This is a genomic window from uncultured Pontibacter sp., from assembly GCF_947495565.1.
GTDB lineage: Bacteria > Bacteroidota > Bacteroidia > Cytophagales > Hymenobacteraceae > Pontibacter.
This window is the reverse complement of record NZ_CANLZM010000012.1, coordinates 24,915-43,789: the sequence shown is the minus strand read 5'-3', so window position 1 is coordinate 43,789 and position 18,875 is coordinate 24,915. Positions and strand designations below refer to the sequence as shown.

The 18,875-nt window shown below is 49.7% G+C and carries 17 protein-coding genes; 8 read left to right on the top strand and 9 right to left on the bottom strand.

Going from position 1 to position 18,875, the window contains the following annotated elements; genetic code table 11:
* Positions 1–226: 226 nt before the first annotated feature.
* The 3 genes from Q1B04_RS14925 to Q1B04_RS14915 all read right to left on the bottom strand — a co-directional run bounded on the left by Q1B04_RS14925 (position 227) and on the right by Q1B04_RS14915 (position 3,278).
* Complete coding sequence (locus tag Q1B04_RS14925) at positions 227–1,042, bottom strand: alpha/beta hydrolase (RefSeq protein ID WP_299760168.1); 816 nt, start codon at positions 1,040–1,042, stop codon at positions 227–229.
* Positions 1,043–1,159: 117 nt separating this feature from the next.
* Positions 1,160–2,239 (bottom strand): site-2 protease family protein, encoded by a 1,080-nt coding sequence (locus Q1B04_RS14920; protein WP_299760166.1) that lies wholly within the window; start codon positions 2,237–2,239, stop codon positions 1,160–1,162.
* 127 nt (positions 2,240–2,366) lie between these two features.
* The gene (locus Q1B04_RS14915; protein ID WP_299760164.1) at positions 2,367–3,278 is read right to left on the bottom strand and encodes an alpha/beta hydrolase; all 912 of its coding nucleotides are present in this window, start codon (positions 3,276–3,278) and stop codon (positions 2,367–2,369) included.
* 106 nt (positions 3,279–3,384) lie between these two features.
* Here Q1B04_RS14915 and arfB point away from each other — a divergent pair, with 106 nt between their 5' ends.
* On the top strand, positions 3,385–3,798 hold the full coding sequence (gene arfB, locus Q1B04_RS14910) for an alternative ribosome rescue aminoacyl-tRNA hydrolase ArfB (RefSeq protein ID WP_299760162.1): 414 nt from the start codon (positions 3,385–3,387) through the stop codon (positions 3,796–3,798).
* An 85-nt stretch (positions 3,799–3,883) separates the two neighbouring features.
* Positions 3,884–4,462 (top strand): hypothetical protein, encoded by a 579-nt coding sequence (locus Q1B04_RS14905; RefSeq protein ID WP_299760160.1) that lies wholly within the window; start codon positions 3,884–3,886, stop codon positions 4,460–4,462.
* Between the two features lie 91 nt (positions 4,463–4,553).
* Here Q1B04_RS14905 and Q1B04_RS14900 read toward each other — a convergent pair whose 3' ends face one another.
* The 3 genes from Q1B04_RS14900 to Q1B04_RS14890 are packed head-to-tail and all read right to left on the bottom strand — an operon-like array spanning position 4,554 to position 5,147.
* Complete coding sequence (locus tag Q1B04_RS14900; RefSeq protein ID WP_299760158.1) at positions 4,554–4,727, bottom strand: hypothetical protein; 174 nt, start codon at positions 4,725–4,727, stop codon at positions 4,554–4,556.
* A 30-nt stretch (positions 4,728–4,757) separates the two neighbouring features.
* A complete protein-coding gene (locus Q1B04_RS14895; protein WP_299760157.1) occupies positions 4,758–4,922 on the bottom strand; it encodes a hypothetical protein in 165 nt (54 codons plus the stop codon).
* Positions 4,923–4,979: 57 nt separating this feature from the next.
* On the bottom strand, positions 4,980–5,147 hold the full coding sequence (locus tag Q1B04_RS14890; protein WP_299760155.1) for a hypothetical protein: 168 nt from the start codon (positions 5,145–5,147) through the stop codon (positions 4,980–4,982).
* A gap of 554 nt (positions 5,148–5,701) precedes the next feature.
* Here Q1B04_RS14890 and Q1B04_RS14885 point away from each other — a divergent pair.
* A complete protein-coding gene (locus Q1B04_RS14885) occupies positions 5,702–6,523 on the top strand; it encodes a cyanophycinase (protein ID WP_299760153.1) in 822 nt (273 codons plus the stop codon).
* Positions 6,524–6,584: 61 nt separating this feature from the next.
* Here the strand turns inward: Q1B04_RS14885 and Q1B04_RS14880 are convergent, their stop codons facing one another.
* The gene (locus tag Q1B04_RS14880; RefSeq protein ID WP_299760151.1) at positions 6,585–7,478 is read right to left on the bottom strand and encodes an NAD(P)/FAD-dependent oxidoreductase; all 894 of its coding nucleotides are present in this window, start codon (positions 7,476–7,478) and stop codon (positions 6,585–6,587) included.
* A gap of 337 nt (positions 7,479–7,815) precedes the next feature.
* Here Q1B04_RS14880 and Q1B04_RS14875 point away from each other — a divergent pair, with 337 nt between their 5' ends.
* Positions 7,816–9,054 (top strand): OmpP1/FadL family transporter, encoded by a 1,239-nt coding sequence (locus Q1B04_RS14875; protein ID WP_299760149.1) that lies wholly within the window; start codon positions 7,816–7,818, stop codon positions 9,052–9,054.
* 15 nt (positions 9,055–9,069) lie between these two features.
* Positions 9,070–10,485, top strand: a complete 1,416-nt coding sequence (locus Q1B04_RS14870) for an SGNH/GDSL hydrolase family protein (protein WP_299760147.1) — start codon at positions 9,070–9,072, stop codon at positions 10,483–10,485.
* A 151-nt stretch (positions 10,486–10,636) separates the two neighbouring features.
* Here the strand turns inward: Q1B04_RS14870 and polA are convergent, their stop codons facing one another.
* On the bottom strand, positions 10,637–13,480 hold the full coding sequence (gene polA, locus Q1B04_RS14865) for a DNA polymerase I (protein WP_299760145.1): 2,844 nt from the start codon (positions 13,478–13,480) through the stop codon (positions 10,637–10,639).
* A gap of 297 nt (positions 13,481–13,777) precedes the next feature.
* Between polA and Q1B04_RS14860 the strand changes: the two genes are divergently transcribed.
* The 3 genes from Q1B04_RS14860 (at position 13,778) to Q1B04_RS14850 (ending at position 16,103) form a co-directional block, all read left to right on the top strand.
* On the top strand, positions 13,778–14,155 hold the full coding sequence (locus tag Q1B04_RS14860) for a hypothetical protein (protein ID WP_299760143.1): 378 nt from the start codon (positions 13,778–13,780) through the stop codon (positions 14,153–14,155).
* A 48-nt stretch (positions 14,156–14,203) separates the two neighbouring features.
* Positions 14,204–14,533, top strand: coding sequence for a hypothetical protein (locus tag Q1B04_RS14855; protein WP_299760141.1), 330 nt, complete (start codon positions 14,204–14,206; stop codon positions 14,531–14,533).
* Positions 14,534–14,726: 193 nt separating this feature from the next.
* Complete coding sequence (locus tag Q1B04_RS14850; RefSeq protein WP_299760139.1) at positions 14,727–16,103, top strand: sigma-54 dependent transcriptional regulator; 1,377 nt, start codon at positions 14,727–14,729, stop codon at positions 16,101–16,103.
* 13 nt (positions 16,104–16,116) lie between these two features.
* On the opposite strand, the gene Q1B04_RS14845 is transcribed toward Q1B04_RS14850, so the two are convergent.
* Positions 16,117–18,756 (bottom strand): ATP-binding protein, encoded by a 2,640-nt coding sequence (locus Q1B04_RS14845; protein ID WP_299760137.1) that lies wholly within the window; start codon positions 18,754–18,756, stop codon positions 16,117–16,119.
* Positions 18,757–18,875 lie beyond the last annotated feature (119 nt).

The window sequence follows — 18,875 nt, the reverse complement described above, 5'->3', positions numbered from 1 at the left end:
CTTGGAAAATTTCAGTGAACTATCACGTAACAGATAGCTTCTCATCACTATCATGCTGCTGTCGTCTGTTACCTCGATAAAGATATCATTGGGTCGCTCCACATCTAATTTTAGAAGGTACCGGTTTTTGCCTTCAGCAGGTGTTTCCTGCTGCTCATTGCAGCTATTCAGGCCGAACAAGGGTAAGAACAATAAGATTAGTGCATACTTCATCTTGCTTGAAGGTTTACACCCCCACCCTCAGCTTCGCGGCAAAAGTATCCAGTAGTTGGATCAGGTCAGGGATGCTCTCCAGGTTTAACGTATGGCCAACGTTTGGCAGCACCTCCAGTTCTGCGTTTGGCAGCGCCTGGTACATGGCCTGGCCCATCTCCACGGTACACAGCGGGTCCTCCTCACCCTGCACCACCAGTACAGGCACCTGTACCTTCTTCAGTTCCTCCAGGTAATTGCCGCTTTCCTTGGTGGCTTGTGTCAGTTTTAGGATATTCTCCGGCGCAGGGCTTTGATTTGATTTGGCATTTTTCAGGTTCTCAATGCTGATGATCGGGTTCAGGAAATAGCTTCGGCCGAGCACCGTCGGCAGCATCACGTCCAGCATCAGCGGGTAACCTCCGGCTTTCAGGGCCACCTCCCAACTGGTGCCGATAGCATCAAAATAAGCATCCTTGTACGGGAAGGTAGACAGCAGCGCCCCCGCCTGCGCCAGCTCCGGGTGGTTCACCAGAAAACGTTGCGCCACGGCTCCGCCATACGAGATGCCCACTACCATCGTATTGGGCAGGTTCAGCGTTTTCAGCAGGTCAGCCAGGTCGGCGGCGTGACCCTCGAAGCTGCGGTGCTCCGGAGCCGCATCGCTCTGCCCCTGAAACAGCAGGTCCACCAGTACCAGCCTGTACTTTTTGCCCAAGGCATGCACCAGCCCCGCCCAGGCTGCTGTAGACTGCGACAGTCCGTTCAGGAAAACCATGGCCTGCGCAGCTTCAGGGTTGCCGTGCAGTTCGTAGTACAGCTGTAGTCTGTCGGGTAAAGTATGCTTCATGTGCTTTTCTTTTTTGATGATATCCTTATTAACGAATATAGCGAAATATGTGGAAAAGCGAAAGGTGCAGGCGCAACTGCAAACCTGCAGATTAACATTACCAACAATAAATAACCATTAATGCATCAGGGCGGATTTCACCATGATAAACTCGTTGATGTTATCAGTGTTAATAACGCCGGCCAGGCGGCCATTTTCGAGCACAGGGTAAAGCGGAACGCGCGTCTTCTGAAGCTCGGTGTAAGCGTCGGAGAGCTTGTCCTGCACGTTAAAAGTCTTCACTTCAGCCGACATCACTTTGGCTACTGTCGTCTCCATTTGTTCCTCTTTCACCGCCTGTATGAGCTGCGAGCGGGTAAGCGTGCCTACCACCGTACCTTCCTCCTCCACAATAAACTCATGCTCTGAGCCTGTGAGCAGCTTGTTGAGTGCATCGCGCACGGTATTAGTGGGAGCAAGGGAGACAAAGCTCGTCATCATACCCTCGCGTACGCTGTGGCCGCGCAGAAAGTCGAGGTGCTGGACTACCAGGTTCTCAGAATAAGCCCCAAAGAAAACGAAAGCACCGATCAGGATCAGGAACGGGTTATAGAAGAATCCGATGAAAATGAAGAAAATGGCCAGCAGCTGACCCAGGTTGGCGGCTATTTGCGTGGCACGCACACGGCCCAATTTAAAGGCCAGCAGCGCCCGCAGCACGCGCCCGCCATCCATCGGGAAGGCAGGTATGGCATTAAACAGCACCAGCACCACATTTACAAAAAGCAGCAGGTAAAGAAAGTTAGAGGGCGTAATGCGTACAAAAAACTCTTCGGCAGGCATGTTTTGAAGCGAGGGGAGTATCAGCCAAAGTATAAGCGCAATTACTACGTTTACGGCTGGCCCGGCCAAAGCTACCAACAGTTCCTGTTTCGGCTTCTCCGGCATCTTCTCCAGGCTGGCCACCCCGCCAATGGGCAGCAGCGTGATCATTTTGGTGTTGATGCCATAATGTTTTGCCGTTAGAGCGTGCCCCAGCTCATGCAGCACCACACATAAGAAAACAGTAAGTATAAATCCTATGGCCAGCAAAATAGTGGGTAAGTTGCTGCCGCGTTGCGCTTCGGTAAAAGCCACCCATCCCAACAGGAGCACGAATGTCCAGTGCACCAGTATTTTTATACCTGCCACTCTGCCTAAGTTCAGCGACCATTTCATCGGCTTTCTCCGTTAGTGTTCAGTAAATTAACGCATTGGTCAAGGCTAATGTTTACAGTGCCTTAAAATGCGCAGGGCCGGCTACTTTTAAGGTAACCGGCCCCGCCAGATGTTTCGTCTTTCTTGCCTAATCAAGCTTGGCCACAAAAGCCTTTACGTGCTTCCGGAACTGCTCCGGCTGCTCCTGGTACGGGCAGTGGCCGGTGTCCATCACGCGGTAAGTAGCTTTAGGGAATTTGAATGTCTTGTAATGCTCCGGGCCAATGGAGTAGTCATACTTGCCTGCGAACACCAGCACCGGCATTTTCATACTTGCTGTCTTGGTGGTGAAGTCCTGGCCGTACTCCTCGTAGCCCCATACCTTGGAGCCGAACTGCCAGTTCAGGGTCGTGTCCATCACGGCGTTCATGGCATCGAACATGGCTTTGTCGCGGTACATCATTTTATACATAAGCCCCTTCTCGTTGAGTTTTTGCACCACGCCGCCCAGCGCCTGCCCCACCGGCTCGCCCGGCTTGCGCAGCTCCGACACCGGCACCTGCAGGAAACGCGCTCCTTCGTTCACGTAGCTCTCCAAAGAGTTGTTGATGTTAAGCGTGCTGTTGACGTAGATGAGCCCCTGCACCTGCTGCGGATGCTGGTAGGCATACTCTGTGGCCATGGTGCCCCCGAAAGAGTGTGGCATCAGTAGCCATTTATTATAGCCCAGGTACTGGCGCAGCTCCTCAAAATCCTGCACCACGCGGGTCAGGGAGTAATCGTTTTTATCAGAACCGCCGGAACGGCCGCATCCGCGCTGGTCCACGTAGATCATCTGCAGGTCCTGCTCCACCACATCGCCGCCAAGGGCATAGAAGTACTTGGGCCAGGAGCCGGGGCCCCCGTGTATAAACAGGCAGGGCTTGCCTTCGCCGGCTATGCGCACGTACAGCTGCACACTGTCGGAGGTGGTAAAGAAGAATTGCTTTTGCTGCGCCTGGCTAAGATGGGGCAGCGTACTGGCAAGTATAAACAGCAGTACAAGGAATGTTTTTTTCATAATTTTAGAGTAGTTAATTAGCTTTAGCCGCTGCCGCCCGTAAATGCCGCACAGGGCTTGTGTTGCAGGCGCTAATTTACACTTTTAGAAGGATACTTAGGAGGATATGGCAAAATTAAAAGAGAGGGGTATGGAGCGGGAGATGCAGTTTCAGGCGTCGCGGAGCGGCGGGGCCGGCGGGCAGAACGTGAACAAGGTAAACACAAAGGTAGAGCTGCGGTTCCATGTGGAAAACTCAGAGCTGCTGACGGAGGAGGAGAAGGCGCTGGTGCAGGAGAAACTGGGCAACCGCATTACCAACGATGGCTATTTGCAGGTAGTGTGCCAAACGGAGCGCAGCCAGCTGCAGAACAAGGAGCTGTGCGTGCAGCGGTTTTATGAGCTGCTGCGGCAGGCGCTAACTATGCAAAAGAAACGCAGCGCTACCAAACCTACCCGCTCCAGCGTGCGCCGCCGCCTGGAGAGCAAGAAGAAACAGGCCGAGAAAAAAGCCAGCCGCGGCTTCCGGAAAGATTATTAAGCTATAAATTGCACACACTACAGCCATACCCGCTGCGTTAGGTAAGGTATTTGCAGCTGCAGCATCAGAATTTTCACCCTTGTTTATGATTAAGAGATTAGTCTTGTTGGTAGTATTGATAGGCGGACTAAGTATGGCTGCCGAGGCACAAAAGTATAGAACAGCAGCCGGTGTGCGTATAGAAAGCGACCGCTTCGGCGTAACAGTACAGCAGAAGCTGCATGAGCAAGGCACCCTGGAGGGCATTGTGCAGGTCGGGTCGCGCGAGTACAGCGGCACAGTGCTGTACGAGTGGCACCGGCCCATACTAGGCAAGCGCTTTAACTATTACTTGGGTGCGGGCGGCCACTTGGGTAACCTGAAAGATAGCGGCGTATTCACCGGTGTAGATGGTATACTGGGAGTAGAGTATAAAGTAAACGGTCTGCCTTTTCTGCTGTCTGCAGACGTAAAGCCGGCCGTGCATATAAACCACGATGATTGGGTGCACCTCTCTTCCGGGATATCTATACGCTATGTTATAGTGAAGGAAAAGAAGGAGAAAAAGCGCTTATGGCCTTTTGGAAAACAGGCCGATGACAAGGGCAAAAACAAGAAGAACAGTAAGCAAGACGAGCAGCAGCCCGGCATTTTCGATATCTTCAAGAAAAAGGAAAACCTGTAACCTGAAGCCATACTTTAGCGCCAGTCCATACTTTCAGATTTAGGGCAGTTGGCTTTCATTTATACTTTTGAAGCAGAATTTACCAGCTACCTCAGCCTATGATACAAGTATAGGCTGAGGCTGGTACAGGGGCAGTGGCAAGCAGTTGCTGGCGGGCAGCCACCTGGGCAGGGTAATCCGCGATAGGCAGCGCCTCACGCAGAATATCTTTGCCGGCAAGGTATAAGCCTATCAGTATAGCGACGATCAGAAATAAGATTTTCATAGTTTTACTTTTGTGCTGATGCGTTAAACCTTAGGCGCGAGTGGCCACAATTTCTACCACAGGCAGCAAGTTGGGCTGCGACTTATACTTGTTCAGCTCCAGGCGCTCACTGATTTGTTTTGTTTCGCTGGCCGATTTTTTAATGGTGGCACCAACAGCCAGCATAATTGCGAAGATTAGGATTACGATTTTCATAGTTTTAGGCAGTTTAATGGTTGTACTAATTCATAAGTTTTAGGGAGAGCAAGTGCCTTACTCAACAGCTGGGGCCACAATCTCAACCTCTGGCAGCAGGTTAGGATAGCTTTTGTACTCGTTCAGCTCCAGGCGCTTCTTTACTTGCTCCATCTCTTTTGCTGATTGCTTAATAGAGGCTCCCATGCCAGTCATCATTGCGAGAATTAAAATCACGATTTTCATAGTAGTAGGTATTTATTGGTTCTAAAATCCCTTTCAGTTTCTGTCTTAATAGATAGCGGCTCTTTGTAAATGGTTGCTTGGGCGCTATAATTTTTTTTATTTCTGATTGGGATATTACACTTCACATGCCAAACTAATTAAAATGCTGATTACCAGTTTATTGCGGTAATTTTTAACTTGTTGGCTCGAAAAAAAACTGTCCGGTGCCGAACACTTTGCTGTACGGCACCGGACAGTCTTTTTGCCTCTCCTGCAGCGGCTCAGGTTCCTGCTAACAAATCGGTGAATTAAAGTATAAAAGGCGCCTCAGCAGAAGAGAAACATACTTGCAGACTAAAGTATAAAGTATGGTTTGGTAGGAAGAACCAAAGCTACAGGAATCAATAAGCTGTCAAACTCTCACGCATCCTGAAGTATAAATAACCTGCATGCGTAAACAGGTTTCCGCTGTTAATCAGTGCTATAGATGCACCATTATTTAAGCGCGGCCAGAACAAATCAACCTCAACCCGATTTACATAGTATAATAAAATTATTTAAGTGTAAATGTACTTATGGAACAAGTTAAAGGAACTTTGATAGCACTAGGTGGCGGCGATGACGAAGGGTTGATCAGGCTTATCCGGTCCGAAATCTGTGCAATAACCTCTCACATAGAAGTTATTGCTACAGCCACCAAAACACCAGAAGAGTCTGGTAACGCCTACAAGGAAGCTTTTGAGGAGTTGGGCTGCCATAACGTACGTTTTATGCACATAGATGAGCACAACCCCGCCGATAAACCGGAGTATCTGGAGCGCATGGCCAAGGCCGATGTGGTTTTTTTTACTGGCGGCGACCAGGTGCGGCTGGCAAGCTTCCTGAACGACACGGAGCTGATGCGTTTGATGCTTCATCGTTACCGTACCGAGAACATCATCATATCCGGTACCAGCGCCGGAGCCGCTATTATGTCAGATAGTATGATTTATGACGGGTATGGCCATTATTCTCTTATAAAAGGAGAAATGAAAACCACCAGAGGCTGCTCTTTTATTAAACATGTATACATTGATACACACTTTGCAGAGCGGGGGCGCTTTGGCCGTTTAGCGCATGCCGTCGCCCACGATCCGGAGTATGTAGGCATCGGCCTGAGTGAAGAAACCGGCATCATTATTAAGCAGGGAGATCAGGTGGAGGTGTTTGGGCCAGGCGTAGTTACCGTGATAGATGCCAGCGAGATACGCTTCTCCAATGCTCGTGAGCTAGGCGAAAACGAACCAGTGGCGGTGGAAAACCTTAAAATGCACCTGCTCGTGAACGGTTACCGCTATTGCCTGCGTGAGCATCTTTTTCAGCCGGTGCCACAGAAGCGCGATAAAGCCATGGTGTAATCTAAAGCTGTAGTGTAATAACCTCCCCTGCCTGTAAAAAAGCAAGGGAGGCTATAATATTTTACTTTCTATCCTCCTGCTGCAGCTCCATATTTATAGCCACACCGGCTTTAGCTCCTTCGGCGGCAGCCACTATTACCATTTGCATATCACGGGCGGCGTCGCCGGCTACAAAGAGGCCCGGAATGTTGGAGTGCTGCAGCTTTTTAGTTCTGATTACGCCTTTGCTCGTAAACTCACAACCCAGTTGCTCTCCCAGGTCTGACTGCTGCTGAGTGCCCAGCGAGAAAAACATGGCCTGCTGCGGGCGCTTCTCCCCACTGTAAAGCACGATGTGCTGCAGCATACCGCCTTCACCTTCCAGGCGTGTAATTTTCTCTTTCTGTACCTTTACGCCATTGCGCTCCAGTAGCTCCAGATCTTCATGGCGCAGGCTGTCGGTGCCGTCGGTGTAAAGCGTTACATCGTCGCTCCAGTTTTTCATGGCAAGCGCCTGGCCAATGCCTCCGCGTTCCGGCCCGTAAACGGCAATAGCTTTATCGCGGCTCTCCCATCCATCGCAGTAGGGGCAGTGGTGTATGCTTTTGCCGTACAGTTCTTCAAGTCCGTCCAGCTCCGGCAGGTTATCTTTCAGGCCGGTGGCCAGCAGCAGTTTTCGGGAGCGGTATACTTTGCCAGCTTCATCGTTAACAACAAACTCGCCTTTAGTATAAGTGGCTGTTTTTATCACCATGTTGTTAAGCTCTACGCCATACTTATCTAACTCGGCGCGGCCTTTCTGTATAAACTCGCGTGGATTCATGCCATCGCTGGTCAGGAAGCCATTCATATTGTTAGCCCAACGGTTTCTTGGTTTGCCGCTGTCAAACACTATTACTTTTCGGCGGGAACGGCCTAATAGCATGGCTGCATTTAAACCGGCCGGTCCCCCGCCTATTATTATTACATCGTACATGTTGTTAACTTCAGTTTCAGGAGTTTTATAACGCAAGCCAGGCGAATAAGATAGCCCCTCAGATAGGATAAAGTTATACTTTACCGTTGCCTCATTAGTTCTGAAATGATATATGCGCGGGCGCAGTTGTACACCTTCTTCTAAAAACCGATGACTCAACCGCACACTAAAATCTGACTAAAACAGAGCCTCAAAAGCCTTGAAGCTAAAACAGATCAGCTTTATACTTGTTTTTCGACTCATTTTGAAAAATATTTGAAAAAACATTGTGAGGCGGTGGAATAAGCATATATTTGTTTAGAGCAATTATCACCCTACATTAAATAAATTAGACTTTATGAAAAGCAGAATTCTAGCCTTACTAGGTGGCACGCTCCTTTCAGCGTCGGCTATGGCCGGAGGTTACCAGGTAAACCTGGCCAGCCAGCGGCAGATAGGTATGGGCCATACAGGTACTGGTATCCAAACAGGTACTTCCAGCATCTTCTTTAACCCGGGTGCCATGAGCTTCCTTCGTGAAAACGGAGTGACTATTGGCGCCAGTGCAATCAGCTCTCATATTGCTTACCGCGCACCAGAGCCTACAAACACAACTGCTGAGGCGGATAATGATTTTGGTACTCCGTTCCAGGTGTATGGCGTGTACGGCATTAATGAGAAGCTTAAAGTAGGCTTGGGAGTTTATACGCCGTTTGGTAGCGGAGTTAGATGGGGTGATAATTGGAGAGGAAAGTATGGCCTAAGCGAAATTGACCTGCAGGCTATCTATTTCCAACCTACAGTGAGTTACCAGATTACAGATAAAATTGGTGTAGGTGTTGGTTTTGTGGTGGCTACAGGTGGTGTAAACCTGCAGCGCGTACTGCCAGTACAGAAGCAGGGGTCGCCGGAAGGTAGAATTGAACTTGATGGCGGTGCCAACACTGCTTTTGGCTTTAATGCGGGCGTATTCTTTCAGCCAACTGAACAACTTTCTATCGGTGTAAACTACCGCTCAAAAGTAGACCTGAAAGTGGAAGACGGAGACGTTACATTCGAGAACATTCCTGATGCAGCCAGAGGAAACTTCCCCGAGGGTACTACCTTTACAGCAGAACTGCCAATGCCATCTACCCTGAGCCTGGGTATCGGCTTTAAGCCAAGCGAGCAGCTTACCTTAGCAGTGGACGTGAGCCGTGTGCAGTGGAGCGCTTACGAGAGCCTGCGCTTCGATTTCAGCCAGCCAGTTGGTGGTAGCACTGTGTCAGAGAGTGGCAGAAACTACGATGATGCCATGATTTACCGCATCGGTGGTGAGTATATGGTTAACGATGCGCTTGCTCTCCGTGCAGGTGCCTATTATGACCAATCTCCTGTGTCGGATGGGTATCTTACTCCTGAAACACCGGACGCTGACTCGCGCGGTTTGTCTGTTGGCCTTGGCTATTCCTTCTCCGACATGATCAGCGTGGATGCCTCTTTCCTGTATATCAACAAAAAAGAAAGAACCGACACTGCTGATAAGTCTAACGGTGTACCGGGTACTTTTAAAGCAACAGCTTACATACCTGGTTTAGGTGTCAATTTCAAATTTTAATTTGCCGAAATAGTCATGAAAAAGTTTCTTTATAAATCCAGCCTGCTAGCGCTTTCTGCTGGTTTGCTTCTTACCAGCTGCGACCCTGAAATTGACGCACCCAGCGCTAATTCGGGCGAGGCAGATTTCTCATCTTACATTGCCGTAGGTAACTCGCTAAGCGCAGGTTACGCCGACGGTGGCTTATACCGTGAAGGGCAGTTAAGCTCTGTTCCTGCTTTGCTGGCACAACAGTTTCAGGAAGTAGGTGGCGGTGAGTTTACACAACCGCTGTTTACTGAAGCTCAGAGAAACGGCTCCGGCTATCTAAGATTAACTGGCTTTACAGCACAGGGCTCCCCTGTTACTGCCAACGTAACAAGCGAACTGGCTATCCGCAGCCAGAACCCAACGCTGTACACCAAGTATACAGAGAACATAAATAACCTGGCTATACCAGGTATCAAGACAGCTGATGTACAAACTGCTGGTTACGGAAGTACGCAGGGGAATCCGTTTTTTGAGCGCTTGACAGACAATCCAGGTCAAACATACCTACAATATGTACAGGCCCAGGCCCAGGCGGCAGATCATACTTTCTTCAGCATCTGGATGGCTGAGAACGACGTGCTTGGCTATGCTACTTCCGGCGGTGCTTTCCTAGACAGAGTTATAACTCCGGTTGATAAGTTTGATCAGAATTTCTCAGCATTGGTAAGTGCTCTGGATGGTGAAGGGAAAGAAGGTGTTTTGGTTACTGTACCGGATGTTACTGCTATTCCGTTTTTCACTACAGTAGGACCATCTGTTAAGCAGGCGTTAACAGCTGCGGGTGCACCGGGCTTTGTTGCTCTTACAGGCGCCGGCAATACGCGTGTACAGTTAGGAACCGCTCAGATTAACGCAGCGCAGGGTGGCGTATACTTCCCTTTAACTGCTGCTGCTTATGCCCCACTGCTTGGCCAGCCTACAGGCAAGTACTGGAGAGATCTGGCACGCCAGGCAAGCGCAAGCCAAGATCCGATTGTTGTTAGACTTACTTTGGCAGGCCTTTTGGCAAATTACGGCATTGACACAACAAGTGCTTTCGGAGTTTCAGTTGGCAACCCGATCCCAAGCGCCTTGTTACTGGATGTAACAGAAGTGAACAATGTTAAATCTGCAACAACTGCGTTTAACAACATTATTAAAGCGCAGGCTCAAGCTAGAGGCCTTGCCCTGTGGGATGCGAACGCATACTTTAACAGCATCTTAGGCGGGTTCTCACAAGCCGGAGTTTCTTATTCTCCTGCCTTCATCACTGGTAACCTGTTCTCTTTGGATGGTGTGCACCTTACGCCTAGAGGCTATGCAATAGCAACAAACGAGATAATAAAAGCGATTAACGCGAAGTATAACTCTAATGTGCCTTTAGTAGACGAAACGCAGTACAGAGCTGTGCTGCTGCCGTAATACTTAAGTATAAATAACAACAAAAAAGCACCTCCCACAAGAGGTGCTTTTTTGTTTACCTATATCAGGATTTACAGGATGTAAATAGCTACACTTTAGTAAGTATGCTTCTCTATACTTTTATACTTTCAGAATCCTGTAAATACTGATCTTAGTGCGCTTCCAGCCAGTTGTCTCCTACGCCAAGGCCAATTTCCATAGGTACGCTGAGTGGTAGGGCGTTGGTCATCAGTTCTACAATTTTCGGCGTCACAATCTCTATTTCTTCTTTCGGGACATCAAACAGAAGTTCGTCATGCACCTGCAGAATCATGCGGGTTTTGAGCTTCTCCTGGCGCAGGTAATCATGGATGTTGATCATCGCGATCTTAATGATATCTGCGGCTGTGCCCTGTATAGGCGCGTTGATGGCGTTGCGCTCGGCAAAGGCACGGATGGTTTGGTTGCGTGAGTTTATGTCGCGCAGGTAACGGCGGCGGTGCAGCAGCGTTTCGGCATACTCCAGGTCACGCGCTTTCTCTATAGTGCTGTCCATGTACTCCTTTACGGCCGGAAACTGCTCAAAATATGCTTCAATAATTTCCGCAGCCTCACGGCGCGGTATGCCCAGGCGTTCGGCCAAACCGAAAGCAGAAATGCCGTAGATGATACCGAAGTTTACCGTTTTTGCCTTGCGGCGCATTTCGCTGTCTACCTGCTCCAGTGGCACGTGGAACACCTTGCTGGCGGTAGAGGCGTGAATATCCAACCCGTTTTTAAAAGCTTCTTTCATGGTAGGGTCGCCGCTGAAATCAGCCATAATGCGCAGCTCAATCTGCGAGTAGTCGGCAGAGATGATCTGGTGCTTGCTGTCGCGGGCCACAAAAGCCTTGCGTATTTCGCGCCCGCGCTCCGTCCGGATCGGGATGTTCTGCAGGTTAGGGTTGGTGGAGCTAAGGCGGCCGGTAGCGGTTACAGCCTGGTTGAAGGAAGTATGCACACGGCCATCCAGCTCGCATACCAGTTGCGGCAGCGCATCTACGTAAGTAGATTTAAGCTTGGTGAGCTGGCGGTGGTCCAGAATCAGGCGCACAATCTCATGGTCTGGAGCCAGTTTAATCAGGATTTCCTCGCCAGTGGCATACTGCCCGGTCTTTGTCTTTTTTATCTTTGATTTGCCATGCAGCTCCAACTTGTCAAACAAAATTTCACCAAGCTGCTTAGGCGAGCCAATGTTAAACTGCTCTCCGGCAATTTCAAAAATGCGCTTCTCCATCGTTGTTATCTCTGCCTCAAGTTGCAGCGAAATATCGGCGAGTGCATCAGAATCTATACTTATACCTTCGTTTTCAACATCAGCCAATACCTGAACCAGCGGGTTCTCAATGTCCCGGAACAGTTTTGTGAGACCTTGCTCCTGCAGCAGCGGTTCAAAGTATAATTTCAGGCGCAGCGTGATGTCGGCATCCTCGCAGGCATAATCTTTCACCTGTTCCGGCTCCAGGTCGGCCATGGTTTTCTGGTTTTTGCCCTTCGGGCCGATCAGGTCGGTAATAGGCACCGGGCTGTAGTTGAGGTAGGTTTCGGCCAGTACATCCATGTTATGGCGCATTTCCGGCTCCAGCAGGTAGTGTGCCAGCATGGTGTCGAAAATCGGCCCCTTTACCTCTACTTTATACTTCTTCAGCACAAGTATATCATACTTTATGTTCTGCCCAATCTTAGCGATGTTGGCATTCTCCAGCACAGGCCTGAATTCATCAAGAATACTTTGGGTCTCTTCCAAGTTATCATGCGGCACCGGCACATAGTAGGCCTCGCCAGCGCGGTAACAAAACGACATGCCGACCAGGCGGGCGGTAATAGCATCTATACTTGTCGTTTCTGTATCAAAAGAAATCTCGTCCTGCTTCAGCAGGTACTGGATCAGGTTTTGGCGCAGCTCGGGCGTGTTGATGAGGTGGTAATCCTGCAGCGTAGTTTTTATGTGTTGCATGGTAGCCGGTGCGCTCTCTTCTGCCTCCTCAGCCTCTGCCGCGGCAGCAGGTGCCCCGAAGAGTGAAGTCTGGTTGCTATCGGCGGCTTTGCCCCGTCTGCCACCTTTGGCGGCAACAGGTGCAGCGGCTTCTCCCAAGCTTTTGCCCAGCACACGCTGCGCCAGCTGCCGAAACTCCAGTTCTGCAAATAGTTCGGTTATTTGCTCCTCGTTGGGGCCATCGTAATGCAGACCTTCTTCGCTAAAAGTTACCGGAACACTACAATGGATAGTGGCGAGCTCTTTTGACATCATGCCCTGCTCCGCAAAATTCTCCACGTTCTCTTTTTGCTTGCCTTTAAGCTGGTCGGAGTTAGCAATCAGGTTCTCTACAGAGCCGAAACGCTTTATCAGGCTTTTAGCTGTTTTCTCGCCGATGCCCGGTATGCCCGGTATGTTGTCCACGGCATCGCCCTGCAGGCCAAGTATATCAATTACCTGCTCCACACGCTCAATCTCCCACTTTTCCAGCACCTTCTGCACGTCCCATACATCAATGGCGTTGCCCATAAAAGCGGGTTTGTACAGGAAGATATGATCCGTTACCAATTGGCAATAGTCTTTGTCCGGGGTCATCATGTACACGTCAAAGCCTGCCTTTTCAGCTTTCTGAGCCATGGTCCCGATAATATCGTCGGCTTCGTAGCCATCCATAATCAGCACCGGGATGTTGAAGGCCTCTACAATCTTTTTGCAGTAAGGTATGGCAATGGAGATATCTTCGGGCTGTGCCTGGCGGTTGGCTTTGTAGTCGGCAAAGTTGTCGTGACGGAACGTTTTGGCAGCCGAGTCGAAGGCTACGCCAATGTGCGTAGGCTTTTCCTTTTGCAGTACCTCCACCAGCGTATTGGTAAAGCCAAGGGCGGCGCCGGTATTCATACCTTTGGAGTTGATGCGCGGGTTTTTGCTGAAGGCAAAGTGCGCGCGGTATATCAGTGCTAGGGCGTCTAGCAGAAACAGTTTCTTACGTGGTTCACTCATGGGGCTAATTTAGTCAATTTCGGGCTAATGCCAGACAAAGCTCCTGCATCTGCTTCTCGATTTATACTTTGAGCGCAAGTGGCAGTTTAAGTAATACTGCTGCTGCCCTTGTTATGATACAGCCTGCAGGTGCTACTCTACATACTGTAGAACTTATCAGCAAACATAAAATTTGTGGCTCAAGTATTTAATTGCCGATAACTCACTTATAATCAGTTATTTATATTGATGTTTAGGTTTTGGCACAGTTATCTCATAAGGGATTGGCAGAACAGATTATCTAAAACTGAACTAACCATGAAAAAAGTAACTGTATTAGCGTTTGCCTTCGCGGCATTCGGATTCATATCAACTGAAGCAACAGCACAAACACAAAATAACCCATCTACCCAGCAGCCGCAAACAGAGGAAATGCAGGATGCCAACAAGCAGCAAATCACACAAGAGGAGCTTCCGGAAGGTGTGAAGCAGGCTTTGCAAAATGAGGCTCTGAAAGATTGGCAAGTTAGCGAGGTGTACAAAGTAGCTCCAGAAGCTGCGGCCGGCGCTGAAGCTAAAGCAACCTACGAAATTTACTTTACGAACGCAGAGCAGAAGCAGGCAGTAGCTCGTTTCGACGAAACAGGCAAGCCTGTGGCGCAAGCAGCAGCAGCTGCAAGTGAAGCTAAAGAGTAATCTTAGCCACCGTTCTTAAATCAATCTCAAAAACTGAATTAATTTACGATGAAAAAGATAAGTGTATTAGCAATAGCTTTTGCGATAGCAGGCTTTACAGCCCAAGCACAAGAAACAACTCCTCAAAACACTCAGCAACCTGTACAGCAGGAGCAGGCGCAAGGCAAGCAGAAAGTAACCCCGGAAGAACTGCCGGATGCTGTAAAGCAGGCCATTGTAACCAGCGAAGAATATCAGGGCTGGACTCTTGGCGAGGTGCACAAAGTGCAGTCAGCTGAAGACGGTGCTCCCGTTGCCTATGAGGTGCAATTTATTAACGGCGAAGAGCAGCCGGTGGTGGTACGCTTCGACGAGACTGGAAAAAAAATAGAAAGCTAGTAAAAACCACACCCACCTAATATATAATCTACAGAAGAGCCTCCGTTGTAAGACGGAGGCTCTTCTGTTTTATGTACTCAGAAAAGGAGTTATATTGGCAGAAACGGAGCCAGATAGAACATAACGCTGGTAAAAATCGTTACTTAATAGCTTCCTGCACTCACCCGGCAGCTAGTAACACGTAGAATCCATTATGCCAAAGATACTTCTGATTGATGACGATCCGGCTTTTTGCCTGATGCTGAGGGGCTTTTTACAGCGCCAACAGTATGAGGTTGCCACTGCTTACACTGCAAACGACGGGCTGCGCCTGCTCAAGGGGCAGGATTTCGACCTCATTCTAACAGATTTCCGCTTACCCGATAAAGATGGCTTAGAACTGCTGACTCAGATACGGGTGCTAACACAGGAGGTGCCTGTTATATTAATGACAACTTATGCTGACATTCGCACAGCTGTAAGAGCTATAAAAATGGGCGCTTTCGAATATATCACCAAGCCCATCAACCCTGATGAGACACTGTTAGTCATACAGAACGCACTGGCCAAAAAAGCCGAGCCTAAACCCGATACAGCTGCTGCTGCCCAGGCAGGCAATATTGAGTTTGTACGGGGGCAAAGTCCGCAAGCCGAAAAAATAGAAGAGTTCATCAGCCTGGTGGCTCCGACAAATTTGTCTGTTATAGTGGAAGGCGAAAGCGGCACAGGCAAAGAGTATGTGGCACGTATGATTCACCATCAGAGCAAGCGCCATAACAAGCCATTTATAGCCATAGACTGCGGCGCCTTGTCTAAAGAGTTGGCAGGAAGCGAGTTGTTCGGCTATGTAAAAGGTGCCTTTACAGGAGCTCTGAAAGATAAAGAAGGGCAGTTTGAGGCTGCCGAAGGAGGTACGCTTTTCTTGGATGAGATTGGCAATCTGCCTTACGAAGTGCAGGTAAAATTACTGCGTGCCCTTCAGGAACGCAAAGTGCGCAAACTGGGCAGCACCGCTGATCAGGATGTAGACGTACGGGTTCTGGCCGCGACCAATGAAGACCTGGTGCAGGCTGTTGCCAACGGGCAGTTTCGTGAAGACCTCTACCACCGCCTCAACGAGTTTAAAATAAATATTCCGGCATTGCGCGAGCGTGATGGAGATGTGCTGCTGTTCGCGAATCACTTCCTGCAGCAGGCAAACCATGAGCTAGAGAAGCAGGTGGAGGAATTTGACATGGAAGCAGAAGAAGCGCTGCTTAAGTATACTTGGCCCGGTAATCTGCGTGAACTCAAAAATGTGGTGAAACGTGCCGTGCTGTTGTCGAAGTCAGATTACGTGACACTGCAGGAACTGCCGGGAGAGATTGCCCATTACTCACCTGCGCCGCTTCAGCAAGCGTCCGTGTCTTATGCTGCCGCCTCCAACCCTATGGAAACAGATCTCAAAAGTATAAATGAGCGGAATGAGCGGGAGATGATTATGGCGATGCTGGAGCGTGTAAAGTATAATAAGTCCAAAGCGGCGCGCCTGCTTAACATAGACCGCAAAACGCTTTACAACAAACTGAAACTCTATAACATAGAAATCTGATTGGCAGGAGGCTTTAACCTGCCTCCGCCATCGCATTTATACTTTCTATTTCTTTTTGCAGTGCGTGTAGCACCTGCTTTACCTGCGGCTGCACGGCCTCAACGGCTTGTTGCAGCGCGGTACCTTCTTGCTGGCCTGTATGCAGCACCTGCTCCAACTGCAGCAAATGGGGCGTAACAGAATGGGCCTTTAAGTGTTTGAAGGCAGTGAGCATCTTATGCGCCATGTTGCCGGCCGCCTCCCAGTTTTGTGCTTGGGCGGCTTGCTTTAGCTGCTCCAGGTTTTGCTCCTGGTCCTGCACCAGCACCTCCAGTACAGCGGCTAATGCCTGGTGATCATCCCCGGTAAAGAGGCGCATTTCGCTTAACTCGTACAGATTTTCTTCTTTGGATGCGGGTGTTTCCGGAGCATCGCTTGGCGTAGCTGTAGTAACAGCGTTTTGCTGCTGTGCCTGCGGTGTAAGCTGTTCTACAGGCAGTGCCTCTGCTAACTTCTGATGAAGTTCCTGCTCTGTGAATGGTTTTAAAACATGGCCCGTAATGGCTGAGTTTTTAAAGAAGCCCGCATCGTTGCTTAATATATTGGCTGTAAGTGCGATGATCGGTACCTGCTTGTCAAGCTTGCGAATGTTACGGGCCACGGTTTTGCCGCTCATGCCAGGCAACTGAATGTCTGTTAGCACAATATCGAACGAATGCTCGCGCACAAGCGCCAGCGCCTCCTGGCCATCGTTGGCTAAGTATACCTGCATGCCCCAGCGGCTAAGGATCAGATCACAGAGAGTGCGGCTGTAGGCATCATCATCCACCACCAAGGCTTTAAAGCCTGTGAAGGCAGCGGGCACAGGAACAGCTTCGGCTGGAAGCGCAGGTACTTCTTCTTGAGATACCTGCATCGGAAGCACAATCATAAATGTCGTGCCCACGTTATACTCGCTGCTTACAGTAAGCGTGCCTCCCTGCATATCCACCAGCTTTTTGCTAATTGGCAAGCCCAAACCGGTTCCGCCATACTTGCGCAGGATAGAATCATCAGCCTGGTTGAACTCTCCGAACACATGCTGCAGGCGCTCTTGCGGAATACCTATGCCTGTATCAGACACAACTATACTTAACGCCACGCGGCTACGGCGGCGGCTGCGCAGTTTAACATCTACCTTTACCTGCCCCTGATGGGTGAACTTTATCGCATTATCCACCAGGTTAAACAACACCTGCTTCAGGCGCAGGGCGTCGGCGCAGAGATTGCCCGGTATGTCAGGGGAAGTGCAGAAGTTAAGGTTTATACTTTTGCTGGATGCCTTCAGCGCAAAAGCTTGCTCCACCTGCATGAGTAGCTGGCGCAGGCTAAAGGTGGTAGGGTTAATCTGCAGTTTGCCCGCCTCCATCTTAGACAGGTCCAGTACATCGTTTACAATGTGGAGCAGGTGCTGCCCGGCTCCGTCTATGGCTTGCAGATGCTCAGCCTGCTGTGCCTGAAGCGGCGTATGGCGCAATTGCTGCGTAAACCCAAGCACTACATTAAGCGGAGTGCGCATTTCGTGGCTCATATTGGCTACAAAGGCCTCTTTGGCACGGGCTAATTTTACAGCCTCTTTCTGAGCTTGTATCAGCCTTGATTTATAGTTGTTGCTGCGTGTTAGGTCACGGAGAATAATAAGTATAAAAGCAACGCCACTGCCGAGGCCCAGCACCCCTATGGCAAGCATAATACCCGAGGTTTCCTTGGCTACTTCGCGGGCCTGGTTAGAGTTTAGCACAGCCTTTTCCTGCTCATGCCGCTCCAGTTCATACATCATAGCCCGGATCTGGTCCATGATCTGCTTGTCCTGCTGCAGCAGCGCTAGTTCTTTGGCCTGAAGCTTTTGCGCCTGCTCATCGGCTTCGCGCTGTACGTTGTGCAGAATGCGGCGCACCTGGTTAAGCGGGGCAACTGGCACATTGGCTATACTGGTGTCTATCTGTACTTCCTGCTTTACCTGTAGCTGTGGCATAATTACCTTTGGCGGCGGCGGAAGCTCATGGGCTGGCTTCTCCTTTTTAGAAAAGAGCTTACCGAAAAACCCCCTTCTGTCCTCTTTCTCCTCCACTTGCGGCGGCTCCTGTGTGGGGTCTTCGTCAGTGCCATTTAAATTTAAGCGATCTGATATGGTGGTGGTGGTGCTTTTGCGGATAGTGGTGGAAAGGGGCTTTTGCTTGGCTGTAGAAGCGATCTGACGCATGGCCTTGCTGGAGTAGGTGCTCTCTTTCTGCTGTTTCTTGAGTGCTACATACAGGTTCAGGCTCTCCTGCTTTTTCTGCAAAAGTGCCGAAACAGAGTCTACCTGCGCCTGCTCACGGGGGCTCCCCTGCATGAGGTGCTCAAGCGAGTCTATCTGACTTTGAATGGTATCGAGGTGGTTAAGGTAAGCCCTGAAATGCTCCTCATTTGTAGTAAGCGTATAAGCGCGGATAGCACTCTCGGCAGTGGCAATGCTGGAGAGTGTTTGCTGCAATTCTATCAACTTTTCGTTTGGCTGCGAAAGTACTTCAACCGAGTCGAGCAGCTTGGTAAAGCTGGTGTAGGTGAGGTAAGTGGCCGCCGCCACAATACTAAATGCCAGCGTAAAGCCCACCACGACTTTGGTTTTAATGCTATCCCCGAATATCTTCATGTAACTAAAATACAGTTTTTGTGCAGCGCCAGCTAACGGCTCAGCTCCTTATAACGCCATTACAACAGAAATGATTACAGAAGGGTGCCCGTCTGGGGGATTTAAGCAGATTTTCTGTT